General features: G+C 63.5%; 17 protein-coding genes. 8 read left to right on the plus strand and 9 right to left on the minus strand.

What is annotated here, in order from left to right:
- Window positions 1-57 precede the first annotated feature (57 nt).
- The 4 genes from CAG11_RS12885 to CAG11_RS12900 form a co-directional block, all read right to left on the minus strand.
- Window positions 58-2,892 carry a TonB-dependent receptor gene (locus tag CAG11_RS12885; RefSeq protein WP_085596638.1) on the minus strand — a complete coding sequence of 945 codons (2,835 nt, stop codon included), beginning with the start codon at window positions 2,890-2,892 and terminating at the stop codon, window positions 58-60.
- 97 nt (window positions 2,893-2,989) lie between these two features.
- Window positions 2,990-3,955 (minus strand): FecR domain-containing protein, encoded by a 966-nt coding sequence (locus CAG11_RS12890; RefSeq protein ID WP_085596639.1) that lies wholly within the window; start codon window positions 3,953-3,955, stop codon window positions 2,990-2,992.
- The gene (locus CAG11_RS12895; RefSeq protein WP_085596640.1) at window positions 3,952-4,458 is read right to left on the minus strand and encodes a sigma-70 family RNA polymerase sigma factor; all 507 of its coding nucleotides are present in this window, start codon (window positions 4,456-4,458) and stop codon (window positions 3,952-3,954) included. The genes CAG11_RS12890 and CAG11_RS12895 overlap by 4 nt, the downstream gene beginning before the upstream one ends.
- Before the next feature lie 169 nt (window positions 4,459-4,627).
- Window positions 4,628-5,068 carry an Lrp/AsnC family transcriptional regulator gene (locus tag CAG11_RS12900; protein ID WP_085596641.1) on the minus strand — a complete coding sequence of 147 codons (441 nt, stop codon included), beginning with the start codon at window positions 5,066-5,068 and terminating at the stop codon, window positions 4,628-4,630.
- Window positions 5,069-5,207: 139 nt separating this feature from the next.
- On the opposite strand from CAG11_RS12900, the gene CAG11_RS12905 reads away from it, so the two are divergent.
- From CAG11_RS12905 to CAG11_RS12925, 5 genes are all read left to right on the plus strand, one after another.
- Window positions 5,208-8,255, plus strand: a complete 3,048-nt coding sequence (locus CAG11_RS12905; protein ID WP_085596642.1) for an aminotransferase class III-fold pyridoxal phosphate-dependent enzyme — start codon at window positions 5,208-5,210, stop codon at window positions 8,253-8,255.
- Between the two features lie 208 nt (window positions 8,256-8,463).
- Window positions 8,464-9,252: an ABC transporter substrate-binding protein gene (locus tag CAG11_RS12910; RefSeq protein WP_085596643.1), complete on the plus strand. Its 789-nt coding sequence runs from the start codon at window positions 8,464-8,466 to the stop codon at window positions 9,250-9,252.
- A gap of 63 nt (window positions 9,253-9,315) precedes the next feature.
- A complete protein-coding gene (locus CAG11_RS12915; RefSeq protein ID WP_085596644.1) occupies window positions 9,316-9,963 on the plus strand; it encodes an amino acid ABC transporter permease in 648 nt (215 codons plus the stop codon).
- A gap of 9 nt (window positions 9,964-9,972) precedes the next feature.
- Window positions 9,973-10,632, plus strand: coding sequence for an amino acid ABC transporter permease (locus CAG11_RS12920; RefSeq protein WP_022643710.1), 660 nt, complete (start codon window positions 9,973-9,975; stop codon window positions 10,630-10,632).
- Window positions 10,633-10,646: 14 nt separating this feature from the next.
- The gene (locus tag CAG11_RS12925) at window positions 10,647-11,396 is read left to right on the plus strand and encodes an amino acid ABC transporter ATP-binding protein (protein WP_177409113.1); all 750 of its coding nucleotides are present in this window, start codon (window positions 10,647-10,649) and stop codon (window positions 11,394-11,396) included.
- A 114-nt stretch (window positions 11,397-11,510) separates the two neighbouring features.
- Here the strand turns inward: CAG11_RS12925 and CAG11_RS12930 are convergent, their stop codons facing one another.
- Window positions 11,511-12,017, minus strand: coding sequence for an N-acetyltransferase (locus CAG11_RS12930; RefSeq protein WP_085596646.1), 507 nt, complete (start codon window positions 12,015-12,017; stop codon window positions 11,511-11,513).
- A 298-nt stretch (window positions 12,018-12,315) separates the two neighbouring features.
- On the opposite strand from CAG11_RS12930, the gene CAG11_RS12935 reads away from it, so the two are divergent.
- From CAG11_RS12935 to CAG11_RS12945, 3 genes are all read left to right on the plus strand, one after another.
- Window positions 12,316-13,494 (plus strand): hypothetical protein, encoded by a 1,179-nt coding sequence (locus tag CAG11_RS12935; protein WP_143494550.1) that lies wholly within the window; start codon window positions 12,316-12,318, stop codon window positions 13,492-13,494.
- Between the two features lie 89 nt (window positions 13,495-13,583).
- Entirely contained in the window at window positions 13,584-14,243 is a 660-nt protein-coding gene (locus CAG11_RS12940; protein WP_085596648.1) for a hypothetical protein, read from the plus strand.
- 83 nt (window positions 14,244-14,326) lie between these two features.
- A complete protein-coding gene (locus CAG11_RS12945; RefSeq protein WP_085596649.1) occupies window positions 14,327-14,488 on the plus strand; it encodes a DUF2986 domain-containing protein in 162 nt (53 codons plus the stop codon).
- 112 nt (window positions 14,489-14,600) lie between these two features.
- On the opposite strand, the gene CAG11_RS12950 is transcribed toward CAG11_RS12945, so the two are convergent.
- The 4 genes from CAG11_RS12950 to CAG11_RS12965 form a co-directional block, all read right to left on the minus strand.
- Window positions 14,601-15,098: an HIT family protein gene (locus tag CAG11_RS12950; RefSeq protein WP_085596650.1), complete on the minus strand. Its 498-nt coding sequence runs from the start codon at window positions 15,096-15,098 to the stop codon at window positions 14,601-14,603.
- 81 nt (window positions 15,099-15,179) lie between these two features.
- The gene (locus CAG11_RS12955; protein WP_022641033.1) at window positions 15,180-15,728 is read right to left on the minus strand and encodes a cupin domain-containing protein; all 549 of its coding nucleotides are present in this window, start codon (window positions 15,726-15,728) and stop codon (window positions 15,180-15,182) included.
- Window positions 15,729-16,034: 306 nt separating this feature from the next.
- The gene (locus tag CAG11_RS12960; RefSeq protein ID WP_085596651.1) at window positions 16,035-17,315 is read right to left on the minus strand and encodes an FAD-binding oxidoreductase; all 1,281 of its coding nucleotides are present in this window, start codon (window positions 17,313-17,315) and stop codon (window positions 16,035-16,037) included.
- Window positions 17,316-17,367: 52 nt separating this feature from the next.
- On the minus strand, window positions 17,368-18,858 hold the full coding sequence (locus CAG11_RS12965; protein WP_022641036.1) for an aldehyde dehydrogenase: 1,491 nt from the start codon (window positions 18,856-18,858) through the stop codon (window positions 17,368-17,370).
- Window positions 18,859-18,889: the final 31 nt, after the last annotated feature.

The raw sequence follows: 18,889 nt of genomic DNA on the forward strand, positions 1-18,889 counted from the left end.
CTCGTTCACCCTCCCAAGGAGAGCATCGGCCCACGCCGACGCGCTCCTTGCCCGCCCTTAGAACTTCGTCTGCATCCCCACCCGCAGCGTGCGCCCCGGCGCGGGCATGAAGCTTTGCGCCAACGGGTCGAGGTAGTAGCGATCGGTGAGGTTCTGCAACGAGACGTTGAAGCTGGTGTGATCCTGCAGCTTGTAGTGGAGGAACAGATCCACCAGGGCCACTTCCCGGTAGTTCAACTGCGTGGTGGTGGCGCCAGTCTGCCAGGGTTTGTCGGCGGTGACGGTAGGCCCCGAGGTATAGGTGATGCGGGTACCGAGAGTCAGGCTCTGGTCGAAGAAGCGCAAGCCGGTGGTCAGGTTGCCGGCGATCCGCGGCGGGTTCTGGGTGTTGGTGTAGGAGCCCATGAAACTGCCCGGGGTACAGTTCGGCGTATCGGCGGTTGGCTGGTAGCGGTTGCTGGTGGCCCGCAACGTAGCGGCGAATTGCGAGTCGCAGGTTTCGGTCTTCAGGTAGTAGGTGGACGACAGGTCGGCGAACACCCGGCCGGCATCATAGCGGGTCTGCAGCTCCAGGCCGCTGGTCTTGAAGCTGTCGGTGTTGCTGAAGCGCATCAGGCCCCACAGGCCCGGGCTCGGGTCGTAGTAGCGAGTGATGTAGTTCTTGATGGTGTTGTTGAAGTAGGCCACCTTGATCGCGGCCGAGTCACCGTCCACCAGCAAGTCTTTGTGCAGCGTGCTGGCGCCGATTTCCCAGTTGCTCGAGCGCTCCGGCTTGAGGTTCTTGCCCGGCATGGTCTGCAGCACTCCCTGGCTGGTCTCGAACAGCGAAGGCATGCGCATGCCCTGGGTGTACGAGGCATAGATGAAGGTATCGGGCGCCACTTCCAGGTTGACGCCAAAGGCCGGGGCGAAGGCGCCGCCACTGTTGCGATCCTTGCCGGAGTAGGCATAGCCGGTGACCACCTCCCCCACCTGGGCGCCATAGACGCTGGTACTGGTGGCACCATACTGGTTGTAGGGCGTGCCTTCGAATGGGAAGTTGGTATTGGTGAACACCGTACCGTTGTTCAACCGCGGATCGGTGGCATCGGTGTACTGGCCGGTCTGGTCGGGGAACCACATCAGGTAGCCGTAGTTGCCGGGCTTGGAAACCATCACGTACTTGTGCTCGAGCTCCTCGCGGCGGGCGCTGGCCTGGGGAATTTCATCCTTGGTGCGGTAGTAGGTGTAGCGTCCGCCGCCCCATAGGGTGAGGCTCTGCACGGGCTTGTATTCCAGCTTGCCGTTGAGGCTGAACTCCTGCCGCGAACCTTCGCGCAACATGCGGTTGGCGTTGATGTCGTGCTGGGTGGTCACCACCCCTTTCTGCGGCTTGAGGTCCTCGATCTGGAACGAACCGCCCAGGTCCAGCTTCAAGTCGCCGTAGTCGGTCTTGAACCGCGAGCTGTTGTTCAAGTCGCCCCCGATGCGCTGGTCGGCCTGGCGACTCCAGCTACGGTCCGAGCGATAGGCCTGGGATGCCGGCGCCGCCACCGAAGTCAGCTGGCTGGTCTGTGCGTCGGTCATCCACAGGCCGGCAGTCAGGTCCACCAAGGGGTTGTTGTCGGGCAGGTAGTTGTAGCGCGCGGTATAGGTGTCGATCTTGGTCTGGCCCAACGGATACTGGTAGATGCCGCCCGTGCCGAAACGGAAGATGTCCGAAGGCATGATTTCGCCAATGCGCCCGTCGTAGCGGCGATAGCCCAACTCGAAGGTGTGGCCGTCCGCCGGGCGCAGGGTGGTCTTGAGCAGGAACGACTCGGTCCGTGACGAGGAGTTGAGCACTTCCTCGTCGGCATTGTAGGTCTTGGCTACGCTGCTCTCTTCGTCGCCATAGCGGTTGTAGACGCGGTAGCGGTCCTGGCCCTTCTTGCCGGCGAAGTAGTTGCCCTGGTTGCGCTTGGCGTAGGCGGCCACCACATCGAACAGGTCATGGCGATAGGCGAACGCGGCGCTGCCGGCTTCAGCTTCCGAACCGAACAGGCCACCACGGCTCTGGTGCGGCTCGGAATACAGGTCCTGGGTCCTGGAGTGGCCATCGCGCGAGGCCGGCGCGACGCCGTTGTTCCACAGGTCGCCCTTCAAGCGCAGGCCGACATCCTTGCCCTCACGCAAGATATCGTCGACGCCGATGGTGCGCATTTTCACCGTGCCGCCGATGGCGCTGGAGGTCAGGCTCGGGCCCTTGTCGATGCTGACGTCGCTGATCAGGTCGGGATCGATGTAGCTGCGCTGCTGGGTGCCGGCATAACCACGATAGACGTCCAGTGCCTGCTGCGAACCGTCCACCGTCACCGCCACCCGACTCTGCCCCTGAATGCCGCGGATGTTCACATCCAAGCCACCGCCATTGCGGCTGTCACCTACCTGTACGCCGGGCTGGCCCTTGAGCATGTCGCCCACCGAAACCACGCCGAAGCGTTGCAGGTCTTCGCTGGAGATGTACACCGAGGAACGTGGCGCTCGGTAGACCTCGTCCTGATCAGGATTCTCGCCCCTGACCTTCTGCACTGGCAGGGCTACCGACTCCTGGCGCAAGCGCAAGGCATAACCGCCGTCGGGCTGGCGCTGGAAGCCCAGGCCGGTGTCCTGCAACAACTGGCTCAGGCCATTCTCGGCGGTGAATTCACCGTGCAAGCCCCGGCTGGTCTTGCCTGCGGTGAGCAAGGCATTGCCCGCCATGCTGATGCCCGCCTGCGCCCCGAAACGCGCCAGGACCTCATCCAGCGGGCCGGCATCGATCTGGTACTGGCGCTCGCCGACGGCAAACGCCAGCTCGCTGCCCAGTGGCTGCAAACTGAGAAATAGCAGGGCAAATGTGCGGGTGCGCAAGGCACGGGCGGGGGATGTCATGCAAGGCTCCTAGGGGTTGGCACCCACCTGTCCCGGTGGGTAATACCTGGAGGCCCCGCGAGCTCGGCAAAAACTGCGCACGAAGAAAAAAATATTTTCAGACCGGCACCACAGTCACCCAGTAGCGGGTCCGGCGCTCGATACGCACCGGCAGCGTCCGGGCGATCAGCGCCAGGGCCGCATCGGTGTCGTCCAGCTGGAAACTGCCGGTCACCCGCAGGGCCGCCACCGCCTCGCTGCAACGCAACACCCCCGGTCGATAGCGCGACAGCTCGGCCAGCACCTGATCCAGGCGCATGCGTTCGGCCGGCAGGATACCTCGCAACCAGGCCTGGGCCAGGGACGGATCGACCGGACTCGGCACCCCGACGCCACGGCTGTCGACCCGTACCCGCCAGCCGGCCTCCAGGCTGAGGAAGGCCGGACGCTGCCGAGGCTCGACCTGCAGCTGCCCGCGCAACACCGTGACCTGGGTCCCCAGGGAGTCATGGCGTACCAGCAGATGGGCACCATGGCCATGGAGCAACACATCGGGCGTCAGCAGTTGCAGGGCCGGAGCCTGCGCACGCGCATCCAGCGCCAGCTCGCCCTCGATCAGTTGCACGTTGCGTCGCTGCGAATCGAACTCGAGGTCGACCGCACTGGCGGTGTTCAGCCACAGCGCACTGCCATCGGCCAGGGTCCAGCGCCGCCGTTCGCCAATACCTGTGCGGTAGGTAGCCAGGGCCGAGCGCACCAGGGTCGAATCCGCCCCCTGCCAGGACACCCCGCCCAGCAACCCGAAAGCCAGCAGGCACTTGAGCAATTGCCGGCGCCGCCGAGGATCGGTTCCGGCGGCCTCCAGGGTCCGCCGGGCCGTCGCATCGGCCAACAGCCCCACGCCTGGTTGCAACAACAATGGCAGGCTGCTGACCCGCTGCCAGGCCTGTTCATGTTCGGCGCAGGACTGCCGCCAGCGCTCCAGGGCCTGTTGCTCGCCAACGCTCATCAGCCCGGACTGCGAGCGCACCAGCCAGTCGATGGCACGGTCGCGCACCTGCGGGTCGACGGCCATGCCGTTCATTCGAAACGGCTCGCGTAGCAGACACTGAAGGCCTTGCCCATGGCTCGCTGCACCTGGGCCACGCTCAGGCTCAGTTGCGCGGCGATCTGCGGGTAGGTCAGGCCGTCGAGCTGGGACAGGAAGAAAATCTGCCGCACCTGCATCGACAACCCCACCAGCAGCGAGTCCAGCTCCAGCAGGGTCTCGATCATCAAGTGCCGCTCTTGCGGCGACGGCTCCTCGGCCATCGGTCGCGCCGCCAGGGCCTCCAGGTAAGCGCGCTCGATCGCCTGGCGCCGCCAGCGGTTGATCAACAGGCCGTTGGCGATGGTGGCGAGAAATGCCATGGGCTGGCGCAACTCATGCACGTCTTCCTTGGAGCGCAGCACGCGAATGAAGGTGTCGTGGGCCAGGTCCTCGGCATCGGCGCTGTGCCCCAGGCGCCGGTGCAGCCAGCCACGCAGCCAGCCATGATGGTTCACATACAACTGGGCGACGGGCGAGGCAGTGCTGTTGTCGTGCATGGGAGATTCGCATTAATGATAATGCTTCTCATTTTATTATTTACCGACGAGGATTGTACAGGCCGCGAAGCCCACAATTGCAGCAAGGCGACAGGCCTGCCCCACAGCCCGGGCAACCGGGACCAGGCGGCAAGAGCAACCTGCCGGCCGATCTGGCCCGCGCGGCGAATCAGGAGCTTTGTCGATCGATGTCGCGACGCAGCACCACCGCCGTGGTGATGTCCTCGACCGATTCGTGAGTAGCGACGGCATCCCGGACGCGGTTCAGGTCATCGATGGTCCGCGCCTCGATCTCGATCACCAGGTCGAGCTGGCCACTGACCGAAGAGACGCGGCGTACCTGCGAGTGCTGCGCCAGGACGTCGAGCAAACCCATGGCCGGCGTGCGCTTGAGGCTCACCAGCAGGATGGCGCGAATCACATGGGCATCGATTTCGCCGATATCGGCCCGGTAACCCCTGATCACGCCACTGCGTTCCAGGTTGATGACCCGCTCGCTGGTGGCGCTTCTTGAAAGGCCGATTCGCGCGGCCAGGGCCTTCAAGGCAATCCGCGCCTCCTTGGACAGGATTTCGAGTATTTCGCGATCTTTTGCATCGAGGTCGCGCATTGCAACTCCTCAAGTCCGCTACCGATTTTGTGCCGGCCGATTCCGACAATATGCCGGCCAGGGCCGACCGCATACCTACTGCCCGCCCAGGCCGCGCATGCCAAGCTAACTGAAAAGAACAGCTTGGAAAACCGCCGCCATGACCGACCTTCGCCACCCCGCCCCGCAGTTCTCCAGCAGCGCCGCCGAACAGCTGGCCGAGCAGTTGTTCAATGTCACCGGCACGGCCACGCCCCTGGCTAGCGAACGTGACTGCAACTTCCGCTTGCAGACGGGCACCGACGCGGGATGGATCCTGAAAGTGGTCAACTCCAGCGAACCGCGCACCGAAAGCGAGCTGCAGACCGCCATCCTCGACCACCTCGCCAACAGCGATCCCGAACTTGCCATACCCCAGCTCAAGACCAGCCTTGCAGGCGGCTTCCTCGCCTCTGCGCTGGCCCCTTCCGGCGAGACCCATGCGGTCCGCCTGGTCAGCTGGCTGCACGGCACGCCCCTGGCCGAGGTCAAGCGCACGCCCGGGTTGATGCGTAGCCTGGGCCAGGCGTTCGGCAACCTGGATCGCGCACTGCAAGGCTTCATGCATCCGGGCGCGGTCCGCGATCTGGACTGGGACCTGCGCCACGCCGCACGCTCCAGGTCACGCCTGCACTTGGTCAAGGATCCTGGCAAAAGAGCCATCCTCGAGCGCTTCATCGATGCTTTCCAAAGCACGGTGCAGCCGAAGCTCGCACGCTTGCGCACCCAGGTCATCCACAACGACGGCAACGACTGGAACATCCTCGTCGACCCGCAGAACCACCAGCAGGTCGCGGGCATCATCGACTTTGGCGATGCGCTGCATACGGTGCTCATCGCCGAAGTCGCCATCGCCTGCGCCTACGCCATCCTCGACATGGAAGACCCGATCGGCGCGGCCGCGGCTCTCACTGCCGGCTTCCACGAGCGCTTCCCCCTGCAACCGCAAGAGCTGGATGTGCTGTTCAACCTGATCGCCATGCGCCTGGTCATCAGCGTCACCTTGTCGGCATCGCGGCAAGAGCAGGCCCAGGACAACCCCTACCTGGCGATCAGCGAAGCCCCGGCCTGGCGCCTGCTGGAAAGGCTGGATCGCATGCACCCGCGACTGGCGACGGCGATCCTGCGCAAGGCTTGTGGCCATGACGCCATGGAAGGCGCCGGCGAGGTGCGCCGCTGGGTCATGGACAACCGCAAGTCGTTCGCGGATATCGTGCGGCCAGCGGCAGCGACCCTGAACAAGGTCATAGTGCCGTTCGCGGACGCCTCCCACGAGATGACGATCGCCTCGGCCGCCCAACGTCCGGCGGAGGCGACCCAGTGGTGGAATGAGTTCTCTGCCCGGCACAAGGTCCCCCTCGGCATCGGCCCCTGGGGCGAAGAACGGACCATCTACACCGACGTGGCATTCGTCTCGCGATTCATCGAAGGGCAGCGCCGGATCATCCACCTCGGCGTGGACCTGATCATGCCCGCCGGCACCCCGCTATACACCCCGGTGGCCGGCGTGGTGCGCAGCGTCGAGGTCGAATCCGAACCCCTTGGCTATGGCGGCTTGATCATGCTCGAGCACGCGCCGCAGGGCTGCCCGCCCTTCCTGACCCTGTGGGGCCACCTGGCTCACGAAGCCCTGGAGCGCCTGAAGCCCGGCGATCATCTGGAAGCCGGCGCACTGCTGGGCTACATGGGCGCGGACACGGAAAACGGCGGCTGGCTGCCCCACCTGCACCTGCAGATGTCCACCGACACCCAGCTGCAAGCCAGCGAGTTCATCGGCGTTGGCGAGCGGGCCTATCTGGATGTGTGGGCCGACCTGTTCCCCGACGCCTCGGAGCTGGCCGGCATCCCCGCGGAAACCTACAGCCAGGAGGGAAGGAGCAAGGCCCAGATCGTGGCCAGGCGCAAGGAGCTGCTGCTGCCCAACCTGTCGATTTCCTATTCGGACCCGATCAAGTTCGTGCGTGGCGACGGAGTCTGGCTGATCGATAACTTCGGCCGGGCCTACCTGGACTGCTTCAACAACGTCTGCCACCTGGGCCACAGCCACCCGGACGTGGTGCAAGCGCTGGCGCGCCAGGCAGCGCGGCTGAACACCAATACCCGCTACCTGCACGACACTATCGTGGAGTATGCAGAGCGGCTCACCGCCACTTTGCCCGAAGGGCTGACGGTCGCCTCCTTCGGTTGCTCGGGCAGCGAGGCCAACAGCCTGATGCTGCGCATGGCGCGCAATCACACCGGGCGCAACGACGCCATCGTGCTGGACTGGGCCTACCACGGGACGACCCAGGAGCTGATCGACCTCAGCCCCTACAAGTACAAGCGCAAGGCCGGCAAAGGCCGCGCCGCACATGTGTTCGAGGCGACCGTTCCGGATACTTACCGCGCCGCCGACGACTGGCCGTCCGAGGAGCTGGGCCAGCGTTTCGCGCAAAGCGTGGCCGAGCAAATCGAGAGCATGCGCAAGCAGGATCGAGCGCCGGCGTTCTTTCTGGCGGAGTCCATTCCCAGTGTCGCCGGACAGCTTTTCTTCCCGGAAAACTACTTGCGGGAGGTCTATGCCATGGTTCGCGCCGCAGGCGGCCTGTGCCTGGCCGACGAAGTCCAGGTCGGTTTTGGCCGGGTGGGCAGCCACTGGTGGGCGTTCGAGACCCAGGGGGTGGTGCCCGATGCGGTGTCCATGGGCAAGCCCATCGGCAATGGCCATCCGCTGTCGGCGGTGGTCACCACGCGGGAGCTGGCCGACAGCTTCGACAATGGCATGGAGTACTTCAACACCTTCGCCGGCAGCCCGGTTTCATGTGCGGTAGGGCTCAGCGTCCTGGAGGTGATCGAGCGCGACAACCTGAAACTCAACGCCCTGACCATCGGCAATTACCTGCTCGATGGCTTTGGCAAGTTGCAGCAGCGCTACGAGGCCATTGGCGATGTGCGCGGGCTGGGGCTGTTCCTGGGGATCGAACTGGTGACCGATCGCAAGAGCAAGTTCCCCGCCACCGAGCTGGCCCGGAAGGTCGCCGATGGCGCCCGGGAGCGCGGCATCTTGATCGGCACCGAAGGCCCCTACGACAACGTGCTGAAAATGCGCCCATCGATGATCTTCAGCCAGAAGAACGCCGACTTCCTGCTCGAGGTCCTGGACGAGAGCTTCAAGGCGGCGCTGCAATAAGCCGCCAGCAACGGCACGGCAAAGACAGCACTCATGGGCCGGCGCGGGCTGCACGCGGCGCCGGCATAGTGCCGGCCAATTCCGGCAATGTGCCCGGCAAGTGAACACCTTGCCTGGTGCTTTCCAGGGTGGCCTGTGCAAAGCTTTTTGCGAGGCCTGGGTGAAGAGCCCGATAAAACAAATAAAAATTCTTCAAAGGTGCCATCCAATGCTAGCCAGAACGCTCAAGGGTCTGTTGTTCGCATCCACCGTGGCAGCCACAGCGCTGCTCTGTCCCACTGCCGCCCAGGCCGATGACCTGCAGACGATCCAGCAAGCCAGGGAAATCCGCATCGCCATGAGCGGCCAGTATTCCCCCTTCAGCTTCGCCAACGAGCAGAACCAGATCGTCGGCTTCGACGCCTCCATCAGCGAAGCCCTGGCTGAGCGGCTGGGGGTGAAAGTGACCATCATCACCACGCCGTTCGACGGGATCATCGCCGGCCTGCTGGCCAAGAAATACGACGCCATCATCGCCTCCATGACCATTACCCCGGAGCGCCTGAGGGCCGTGGACTTCGCCGGCCCCTACTACCACGCCGGGCGCACGATAGTGGTCAAGGATGACTCGGCGATCCACAGCCTGGACCAGCTCAAGGTTGTAACGGTCGGCGTGACCCTGGGCGATGCCCACGACAAATGGGCCAGGGCCCGCGGCAACCTGAAGGTGAAGACCTACAAGGGCCTTCCCGAGATGCTGGTCGACCTGGAGGCCGGGCGGATCGATGCCATCGTGATGGACAGCGTCCCGGTGCTGGTGGCCGTCAAGGAAACCGGGCAGAAAGTACGCATCATCACGCCCCCGGACAGCGATGGCGGCATCGAAGGCATGGGCATCGCGCTGCGCAAGAACAACCCCGAACTCAAGGCGGCGCTGCAGAAGGCGCTGGACAACATGCTCGCCGATGGCAGCTACGAAAAGATCTCGATGCAGTGGATCGGCAAGGATATTCGCTGACGCCCTTGCCTCCTGGCTCGACCCGGCGTCGAGCCCGTCCACCTGATTTTTCCGAGCCTTCCCATGGACCTGACTCTCATACAGCGTACGCTGCCGTTTTTTCTCGAGGCCGCATGGACCACGGTGCAAGTGTCACTGCTGGCACTGGTGCTCGGCTTGCTGGTTTCCATCGTCCTGGTGGCGGCGCGCCTGTGCAGCAGCTTCATCCTGCGCTGCCTGGCCAGGCTCTACATCAGTGTGTTTCGCGGCACGCCCTGCCTGGTGCAGCTGTTCCTCATCTACTTTGGCGGCCCGCAAATCGGCCTGGAGCTGGAGCCGTTCTCGGCCGGGGTCCTCGGCCTGGGCCTGAACATCGCGGCCTACATGGCCGAGTCCATTCGAGGCGCTATCGGTAACGTCGATCCCGGGCAGGTGGAAGCCGCTCGCTCCATTGGTTTCAGCAAGGGCCAGACCCTCTGGCTGATCACCCTGCCGCAAACGGCAAAGCTGATGATCCGGCCCCTGGGCGTGAATGCCGTGGCATTGATCAAGGGCTCGGCACTGGTGTCGACGATCTCCGTGGTCGAGCTGTCCTATACCGCGCAGCGGTTCATCAGCTCGACCTACAAGCCATTTGAAATCTTCATGGTATCGGCCGTGCTTTACATCGTGATGGTCTACGCGGTGAGGTTGCTGGTCGACCACCTCGATCAGCGCTTCGCGGCCAAGTGAGACCCTCCAATGCCAAGCCTCGACCTGAGTATCGTGACGCCTTATTCCGAACTGCTGGCGACCGGACTGTGGTGGACCGTCGTCCTGTTCCTGAGCTCCAGCGCCTTGAGCCTGCTGGCGGGAATCGCCTTCGCCCTGATCGTGCTCTACACCCCAAGGCTGGTATCGCTGCCCATACGCTTCATGACCTGGCTGCTCATGGGCACCCCGCTGCTGTTACAGCTGTACCTCATCTACTACGGCCTGGTGCAAGTGGGGATCGACATCCCGGCATTGATGGCCGGGATCATCGGCCTGAGCCTGCATTTTGCCGTCTACAACGCCGACGTCATTCGGGCCGGCGTACTGTCGGTGGATCCGGGCCAGGTCGAAGGCGCGCGCTCCATTGGCCTGAGCCGCAGCCAGACCCAGCGCTACATCATCGTTCCGCAAGCCCTGCGCAGCACCATCGCTCCTCTTGGCAACAACTTGATCGTGCTGCTCAAGGACACCTCCCTGGTCTCCATCATCGGTATCGCCGAGCTGGTCTACAGCGCCCAGCGCGCGGTGAGCGAAACCTACAGTCCGTTCGAATTCTATCTGGCCGTCGCGGTGATCTATTACGCCGTCAATCTTGTTCTGGAAGCCGGCCTGCACCTTCTTGAAACCCGGGTAGAGATGTCTCGATGACCACAGAAAAGCTCATGATCCAAGTCAAGGGGGCGCGCAAGGCCTATGGGGCGCTGGAAGTCCTCAAGGGCATCGACCTGTCCGTCGCACGCGGGCAGATCATCGCCATCATCGGCCCCAGCGGCTCCGGTAAAAGCACCCTGCTACGTTCGATCAATCACCTGGAAGTACTTGACGACGGCGAGATCTGGCTGGAAGGCGAGCAGGTCAACCGACCATTGACAGGCCGGGCCTTCGAGCAGCACATCAATAGCGTGCGCCAGCAGATGGGCATGGTGTTCCAGCACTTCAACCTGTTCCCGCACCTGACCGTGCATGAAAACATCGCCATCGGCCCGATCAAGCTCAAGGGGCTCACCAAGCCGTTGGCTCGCGAGCTGGCCATGGAGTACCTGGAGAAAGTGGGCCTGGCCAACAAGCTCGACGAATACCCCTCGCGCCTGTCCGGCGGGCAGAAACAACGGGTGGCCATCGCCAGGGCGCTGGCCATGCGCCCCAAGGTGATGCTGTTTGACGAAGCGACCTCGGCCCTGGACCCGGAGCTGGTCGAAGAGGTCAACCAGGTAATGAAGCAGCTCGCCGCCGAACACATGACCATGCTGATCGTCACCCATGAAATGCGCTTTGCCGGCGAGGTCGCCGACCGGATCATCTTCATGGACGGTGGCGTGGTGGTCGAGGAAGGAACACCCCGGGAAATCCTGCAGAACCCGACCCATGAACGGACTCGCCTGTTCTTGAAAAAGCACCTGCACGATCGATAGGTTGCCCGGTCGCTTCGCCAGCAGCTGTTGCGCCAGGCCAATGGTCTTGACCGTTTGCCTGGCGCAACAGGATGGGCCGGGCACCGCCCGATCCGGACTCGGCTCGCCGGTGTTTCACAGCGCCGCGAGCTCCAACTCCATGGCCTGGGACATCAGGCTGGAACCCGCGCGCAATGGCTCGAGCGCACCCACGGGGCGAAAACCACAGGCCTGGTACAAATGCATGGCTGGCGTCCGGGCATAGGTGACCCCCAGCCGAATCCGCCGTGCGCCCTTGCCCCGGGCCCAGGCCAGTACCTGCTCGAGCAAGGCAGCGCCGGCCCCGAGACCACGGCAAGCCGGATCGACCCACATCTGGTAGATATCGGCTACCGCGCTTTCGGCGACCGGCAATTTGCACCAGACCAGGCCACAGGCCTGGCTCCCCTTGAAGGCGAACAACGGCAGGTCATTGCCGCCAGCCAGGCCAGCAGCGATACGTGCCGCCCACTCCTCGTCCGTCCGCGCCGCTTCGTCCTCAAGGGTGCTGGCGAAAGCATCCGGTGAATCCTCCAGCGCCCGCAGGCGCATATCCCGGTATTGCGGCCATTCATTGGCCTTTATCGAACGCGTCGAAATCACCCCGCAGCTCCTTTTCAATAGTCAGCTCGTCGCTGCCGACTCCACCCGGACATGAACCATGGGCCCAGGGTCGATTGCAAGCAAGGGCCGCCGCGTTATCCAGCTTGACCCGAAGTATCCCGGCACTCGAGGTACTTAATACGGGGGCCAGGTATATTTTTTGCCCGCGATGGCTTTGCCACCGTTTGCACCTACGCTTCTCGGCGAAACCTGGCGCTTTGATAGCATTGCGCTGCCCAGGCTCATGGTTCAGATGCAGGGTCAAGCTGGTCAGCCTGTCTTCCTACAAGGAGTTCAAATGCCAAAACATGCAGCAGTATTCAGGACGGTTTCAAAGGCGCTGGGGGCCACGATCTTGCTGGGCCTGCCAGGCACGAGCTTCGCCTTCCTGGGGGAATTGAAAGCGACCCTGGGTTTCGAAGTAACCGCCGGGGTCGACAAGGAGACCTTGGCGGTCATCAAGGCGTTGCCCGCCGATGTGCGCACCGAGGTGTTCAAGATCCTCGATCGCACCGACCGAAGCGTCTATGGATACCTCGATAAAGTGAACGAAACCGTGCGCAATGCCGTGGACGAGCTCTCGTGTGCCGCTACCGGCGCAGGCTACGGGGCGGGCAAGGGCTTGAAGCAGGTATTGGGATTCACCCCCAACGACGTCAAGGACATGAAGGACGCACTGATAGAAATAAGAAAGGACTTCTCCTACAAGACAACCGCCGATGACTTCACGACCGTCTATGCCGATTACGATGCCAGCGCACGCACAGTGGTATGCGCCGAGGGTAGGACCAGTGCAACCGGCAGGGAAATGACCCGACTGCGAGGACAGGCCAGCGAGTCCTACATCCTCTGGGCCAGGCTGCGGGACATGTGCACACGTTCCGAAGATTGCTATGCCCTGGTCTACAAGACCCTCAAGGACAACCTGAGCTCCGCGGCGCGACAGGATCTTGCAATGACCAGGGCAGAAGAACGCTTCGCCAGCTTCAAGCCCAGCATCGAGCGAAAGTCTTCCTTCCTGGGCCTGGCCAATACCTACAACGTCCAGGAATACGAACAAGCGCTCGGCAAGATGCTGTTCCTGAGCGATCAACTGCTCCTGGTTTCCACCTCCCGGATCGAGAAGGCCAAGGTTCGTCTGTCGGAACAGGAAAGGTACCTGGCAAGTGCCGAGGCGGATCTGTCCAACGCCAGGAAACTTGCCTCGGGCAATACCAGCCAGCGCGTCCACTCCTGCAACCTGGGGTACTCCCTGACCGCTCGCGGCCAGGCCCTGGCACAAGGCCTGGAGCAAGTGAAAAGCTTCGAGATGCTCACCCAACCGCAACTGGCGGAGTATCAGGCGCGGCTGGATACCATCGCCTCCACAGCGAAATCCCTTCAGGCGTACTCATCCGACGAAGTGGGCAACAACAAGTCCAAGTGCTACGTCAACAAGATCTGGTATGACCCCCATACCGATCACAGTCCCCATTGAAATACACCGGCGCGCGCCTGCTACACTCGCGTCCCGATCCACCTGCCGATGACCACAGGCATTGGTCTCTCAATTGAAAGGACGCTTCCATGAACAAGGCGCTCTACAGCCTTTGTGCCGCCACCCTGGCGCTGTCTCTCGACGTGGCCCACGCCGCCTCCGTGGCCGAGGTCTTCACCGGCGACATGCTGGGCACCAACCAGCGCTACTTCGAATCGATCGCCGGAATCCCCCGGGAATCCAACGGCAATGCCCATGTGTTCAAGATCCAGGGTTGCCAGATCACCGCAACGGTAGAAGGCGGCAAGGTCAGCGCCCTGCGCATGGAGCTGGGCCCCAAATGCCAGGCCGACCTGACCCAGTTCGTCGGTACCTATGCCCCTGCTCCCGGCCAGCCCCTGACCCTGGGCGCCTTCGAGGCTTCATCCGGCGGCGGCCTGAGCTATAGCGCCGACTGCCTGAGCATGTGCGGCAACGCCGCGGACCCTTCGGTCTATGCGCTGTGGGAAGGACCCCATGCCGTGGACTTCAAGCAGGTAATGCTGGAAGTGACGCTGGTCTCGGATGCCGCGATCAACGCCGCCGACCAATGGGCGAGCCAGATGCAAAAGGCCGAAGGCGAGGACTATGTGATGGAAACGCGCTTCAACTGCGACCAGAAATACGCCGCCGCAGCCCAGAAAGCCTTTGAAAAAGTCCAGGTCACCGCGGTCACCATCGGCACCGACCTCAAGGGCCCAGGCTGCTGAGACGACACGCGGCAACCCAGGCGCGTACGGGGATCCAGTTCAAGCTGATATCATCCGCGCGCTTGTCCCCCAGGTAGAGAACGATGAATCGTCGCAAGAAAATCAAGCAGCTGCTGGACGCCCACGCCAAGAAAGCCAAGGCCAAGCTGGCACCAAAAAACAAGCCCAGGTACATCTGCAAGGCCGATCGCTTGAAGCTGGCCGAAGAGGCCGCCCGCGAGGCCCAGGCTTCGACAGAGGGCTGATACGCCCGTCCGGGTACCTGCACCGCTGATTGGCTTACCGCCTGAGTGTCCCACGCAGCAGTCGGTGAGCCGCCGTTTTCACCTTGCAACCTACCACCACGACTGACTCCAGCTAGACATCGGCCAGGGATGCAAACGCCCTGCGCAGGCTCGCAATGCTTTCATCCACCGACGGCCCCTGGATGGCCGGCGGCTCTGGGCGCTCGCAGAACTCCCGCCAGACGAACAGGGTCAGCTCGGCGCCATCGGTCTGGAGTCGAGGGCGTTGCCCCCCATCGAAAGACTCCAGTAGCCGATAGCGCTCATCCTCCCAGAACAACGCCTCGACCCAGCAATAGATGGGGATGAAATGGAAGTGGATGGAGTGACCGGCATCGTGGCCATAGCGGCTTATGTACAGGCGTGTCGGTTGCAGTTGGTCTTCGAGTACCTGCTGGGTCAGCGCCATCAGGCTGCCCAACTCGACCTGCGCCTGCACTGGCAATGACGCCAGTGAGGTGGTCGGTTGCCGGGCGCCGAGCATCAGGTAACCGGGCAACGCACTGTTCACTCGGTGATTGAGGGTCCAGTGTCGGGTCTGGTGGATGATGAATCGTGCAGCAATATCCATCTGTCATTGTCCTTTTCAGCGTCCACCGCAAGGTAACGACGTTGCCGGATACCGTTCCCAAGCCAGGGCGAGTATCCCGGCTCAGAAATTCGCCGGAGTGTTGGCACTGATGATCTCGGCCTCATCCTGGCCAATGTTCCTGAAGCTATGGGGCAAGGTGGTGGGGAAGTAGTAACCATCGCCCGGATTGAGCACGCTCACCTGGCCATCCACCGTCAGTTCCACGGTGCCACGGATCACCAGGCCGCACTCCTCGCCTTCGTTGTGCACGATCGGCTCTTCGCCGGAGCTGGCGCCCGGGGCGTACTGCTCGCGCAAAAAGCGCATCTGCCGGTTGGCCAGGGGTGCGCCGACCATCAACAGGCGCAGGCCATCACGGCCCAGGTCGGGTTGTTCGCTGGCACGGAATACGTATTGGTGCTCACGGGGCGGCTGGTCGAAGGTGAAGAAGTCGGCCAGGGACATGGGAATGCCTTCCAGCAGCTTTTTCAGGGAACTGACGGAGGGGCTGACGCGATTCTGTTCGATCAGGGAGATGGTGGCATTGGTAACGCCGCTACGCCGGGCCAGCTCGCGCTGGGAGAGGTTGTAGCTTTCGCGAACGAGTTTGAGTCGTGTGCCCGTGTCCATAACAGCCTTATGTGAGAGGAACTGGAGGGAATCGTGTGGCGGTTGGGTCGCGAAAATCGCGATCTGGCTGCCCCTGGAGCCGGAAAGGCGGCTATTTAAACATGTTTGACGGCGGTGCTGTAAAGGCTGGCGACAAGGGGTTTACGGGGATTTTACGGTGGATTTTCGGGGGCCTGGGAGGTAATGCGCTCGACCGCGAAGCGGGCACCAAGCCTATCGACGCTTGGTGCTTGGCAAACAGCGTCATCGTTCATCGCGAGCAAGCTGCGCTCCTGCATAGAACAGGAGCGCGGGCGTCCTTTCGGATTAGATGCCGAAACAGTCACGCAGGGCGTAATAGGCGGCGCCCATGGCGGTCAGCGGCGCCTGGAAGGTGCGGCCGCCGATCATCGGCATGTGCGGCAGCGAGGCGAAGGCGTTGAAGCGCTCGGCATCGCCACGAATCATCTCGGCGATCAGCTTGCCGGCCAGGTGCGAGCAGGTCACGCCATGGCCGCTGTAGCCTTGCATGTAGTAGGCGTTCTTCTCGATCCGGCCGAATTGCGGCATGCGCGACATGGTCAGCAGGAAGTTGCCGGTCCAGCGGTAGTCGATCTTCACGTCCTTGAGCTGGGGGAAGGTCTTGAGGATCTTCGGCCGGATCAGTTGCTCGATGTCGTTGGGCTCGCGGGCACCGTAGACCACCCCGCCGCCGTACAGCAGGCGGTTGTCACCGGTTAGACGGAAGTAGTCCAGCAGGTAGTTGCAGTCTTCCACGCAATAGTTGTTAGTGATCAGGCTGCGGGCCAGTGGTTCCGGCAGCTGTTCGGTGACCACGATCTGCGAGCCGCAGGGCATGCTCTTGCGGGTCACGCGCGGGTCCAGGTCCTGCTGCAGGTAGGCGTTGCCGGCGATCAGCAGGTACTTGGCGCGGACCACGCCCTTGGCGGTGCGCACCACGTTGGGCTCGCCGTAGGTGATTTCCAGGGCCGCCGACTGCTCGAAGATCTTGCCGCCCAGGCCGATGATGGCGTTGGCCTCGCCCAGGGCCAGGTTCAGCGGGTGGATATGCCCGCCCTGCATGTCCAGCAAGCCGCCGACGTAGTTGCGGGTACCGACTTCGCGGTCGATCTGCGCCTTGTCCAGCAGCTTGAGGTTGTGGTTGCCCAGCCGTTCCCAGTTGCGCTTCTGCTCGGCCAGGCCCTTGAGCTGCTTGGGGTTCAGGGCGGCGAAGATGCCACCAGGACGGTAGTCGCACTGGATATCGTAGTGCTGGATGCGCTGGCGGATGATGTCCGCGCCTTCGAAGATCATGCTGCCGAGCACCTCGGCGCTCTTTTCCCCGTAGCGCTCTTCGATCACATCCACATCGCGGCTGTAAGAGTTGACCAGTTGCCCGCCGTTGCGCCCGCTGGCGCCAAAGCCGACCTTGGCCGACTCGAGCACGGTGACGCTGTAGCCGGCCTCGGCCAGGAAGAGCGCCGAGGACAGGCCGGTATAGCCGGCGCCGATCACACAGACATCGCACTCCACCAACTGGTCGAGCTCGGGGTAGTCGACGGTCCGGTTGCGGGTCGCCGCGTAATAGCTGTTCACGTAGGTTTGCATGTCGTAGTTCCCCAGCAGGTGCGGCTCGACCGCCCTGCCGTTGTTATAGGTCTTAGAGCTTGATCCAGGTCGCCTTGAGCTCGGTGTACTTGTCGAAGGCATGCAGCGACTTGTCGCGGCCATTGCCCGACTGCTTGAAGCCACCGAACGGCGCGGTCATGTCGCCGCCGTCGTACTGGTTGACCCATACGCTGCCGGCGCGCAGGCCCCGGGCGAAGCGATGGGCGCGGCTGAGGTCGCGGGTCCATACGGCAGCAGCCAGGCCGAAGATGCTGTCGTTGGCGATCTGCAGCGCCTGTTCCTCGCTGTCGAACTCGATCACCGCCAGCACCGGGCCGAAGATCTCCTCGCGGGCGATGGTCATGGCGTTGGTCACCCCGTCGAAGACGGTCGGCTCGACATACAGGCCGCCGGTGCCTTGCAGGGTGCGCGCACCACCGGCCAACAGTCGCCCGCCCTGCTCCCGGCCGATGCCGATGTAGCGCAGCACGTTGTCCAGCTGGCGCTCATCCACCACGGCGCCGACGCGGCTGGCCGGGTCCAGCGCATGCCCGGGCTGCCAGGCCTTGAGCGCCTCCACCAGCAACGGCAGGAACTGCTCGCGGATCGACGCCTGCACCAGCAGCCGCGAGCCGGCAGTACAGACTTCGCCCTGGTTGAAGGCGATCGCCGCAGCCGCCGCTCGGGCCGCTTCGCCCAGGTCCGGTGCATCGGCGAACACCACGTTGGCGCTCTTGCCGCCGGCCTCCAGCCATACCCGCTTCATATTGCTCTGGCCGGAGTACTGCAGCAGTTGCTTGCCCACCGCGGTGGAGCCGGTGAAGGCCAGCACGTCCACGTCCATATGCAGGGCCAGGGCCTTGCCCACAGTGTGGCCGTAGCCCGGCAGGACGTTGAACACGCCCTTGGGAATGCCGGCGTCCAGGGCCAGCTGGGCGATGCGGATCGCGGTCAGCGGCGACTTTTCCGAAGGCTTGAGGATGAACGAGTTGCCCACCGCCAGGGCCGGGGCGAACTTCCAGCTGGCCATGATCAGCGGGAAATTCCACGGCACGATGGCCGCCACCACCCCCGAAGGCTCGCGGGTCACCAGGCCCAACTGGTCGTGGGGCGTGGCCGCCACTTCGTCGTAGAGCTTGTCGATGGCTTCGGCATTCCAGCGGATGGCGTTGGCCGTGGCCGGGATGTCGATGGCCAGGGAATCGCTGATGGGCTTGCCCATGTCCAGGGTCTCCAGGAGCGCCAGTTCTTCCTGGTGCTCGAGGATCAGCTCGGCAAAGCGGATCAGGATGCGCTTGCGCTCGGCCGGGGCCTTGCCCGACCACACGCCGCTGGCGAAGGCCTGGCGCGCCACGGCCACGGCATGATCGGCATCGGCCTGGTCGGTACTGGCGACATTGGCCAGGAAGCGCCCGTCCACCGGGCTCAGGCATTCGAAAGTGGCGCCGCCCTGGGCAGCGCAGTACTGGCCGTCGATGAAGGCGCGACCTTCCAGGGTGAGGGATTGGAAGCGCTGCTCCCAATCGCTGCGGGATCTAGTCATGGCGAATACTCAACGCGCGAGGACACACGGC

This window comes from Pseudomonas sp. B6(2017) (genome assembly GCF_002112765.1).
Classification (GTDB): domain Bacteria; phylum Pseudomonadota; class Gammaproteobacteria; order Pseudomonadales; family Pseudomonadaceae; genus Aquipseudomonas; species Aquipseudomonas piscis.

What these genes read in the sequence shown, in the direction of transcription:
- CAG11_RS12885 (WP_085596638.1), bottom strand. Translation starts at nt 2,892, where the DNA reads ATGACATCCCCCGCCCGTGCCTTGCGCACCCGCACATTTGCCCTGCTA.
- CAG11_RS12890 (WP_085596639.1), bottom strand. Translation starts at nt 3,955, where the DNA reads ATGAACGGCATGGCCGTCGACCCGCAGGTGCGCGACCGTGCCATCGAC.
- CAG11_RS12895 (WP_085596640.1), bottom strand. Translation starts at nt 4,458, where the DNA reads ATGCACGACAACAGCACTGCCTCGCCCGTCGCCCAGTTGTATGTGAAC.
- CAG11_RS12900 (WP_085596641.1), bottom strand. Translation starts at nt 5,068, where the DNA reads ATGCGCGACCTCGATGCAAAAGATCGCGAAATACTCGAAATCCTGTCC.
- CAG11_RS12905 (WP_085596642.1), top strand. Translation starts at nt 5,208, where the DNA reads ATGACCGACCTTCGCCACCCCGCCCCGCAGTTCTCCAGCAGCGCCGCC.
- CAG11_RS12910 (WP_085596643.1), top strand. Translation starts at nt 8,464, where the DNA reads ATGCTAGCCAGAACGCTCAAGGGTCTGTTGTTCGCATCCACCGTGGCA.
- CAG11_RS12915 (WP_085596644.1), top strand. Translation starts at nt 9,316, where the DNA reads ATGGACCTGACTCTCATACAGCGTACGCTGCCGTTTTTTCTCGAGGCC.
- CAG11_RS12920 (WP_022643710.1), top strand. Translation starts at nt 9,973, where the DNA reads ATGCCAAGCCTCGACCTGAGTATCGTGACGCCTTATTCCGAACTGCTG.
- CAG11_RS12925 (WP_177409113.1), top strand. Translation starts at nt 10,647, where the DNA reads ATGATCCAAGTCAAGGGGGCGCGCAAGGCCTATGGGGCGCTGGAAGTC.
- CAG11_RS12935 (WP_143494550.1), top strand. Translation starts at nt 12,316, where the DNA reads ATGCCAAAACATGCAGCAGTATTCAGGACGGTTTCAAAGGCGCTGGGG.
- CAG11_RS12940 (WP_085596648.1), top strand. Translation starts at nt 13,584, where the DNA reads ATGAACAAGGCGCTCTACAGCCTTTGTGCCGCCACCCTGGCGCTGTCT.
- CAG11_RS12945 (WP_085596649.1), top strand. Translation starts at nt 14,327, where the DNA reads ATGAATCGTCGCAAGAAAATCAAGCAGCTGCTGGACGCCCACGCCAAG.
- CAG11_RS12950 (WP_085596650.1), bottom strand. Translation starts at nt 15,098, where the DNA reads ATGGATATTGCTGCACGATTCATCATCCACCAGACCCGACACTGGACC.
- CAG11_RS12955 (WP_022641033.1), bottom strand. Translation starts at nt 15,728, where the DNA reads ATGGACACGGGCACACGACTCAAACTCGTTCGCGAAAGCTACAACCTC.
- CAG11_RS12960 (WP_085596651.1), bottom strand. Translation starts at nt 17,315, where the DNA reads ATGCAAACCTACGTGAACAGCTATTACGCGGCGACCCGCAACCGGACC.
- CAG11_RS12965 (WP_022641036.1), bottom strand. Translation starts at nt 18,858, where the DNA reads ATGACTAGATCCCGCAGCGATTGGGAGCAGCGCTTCCAATCCCTCACC.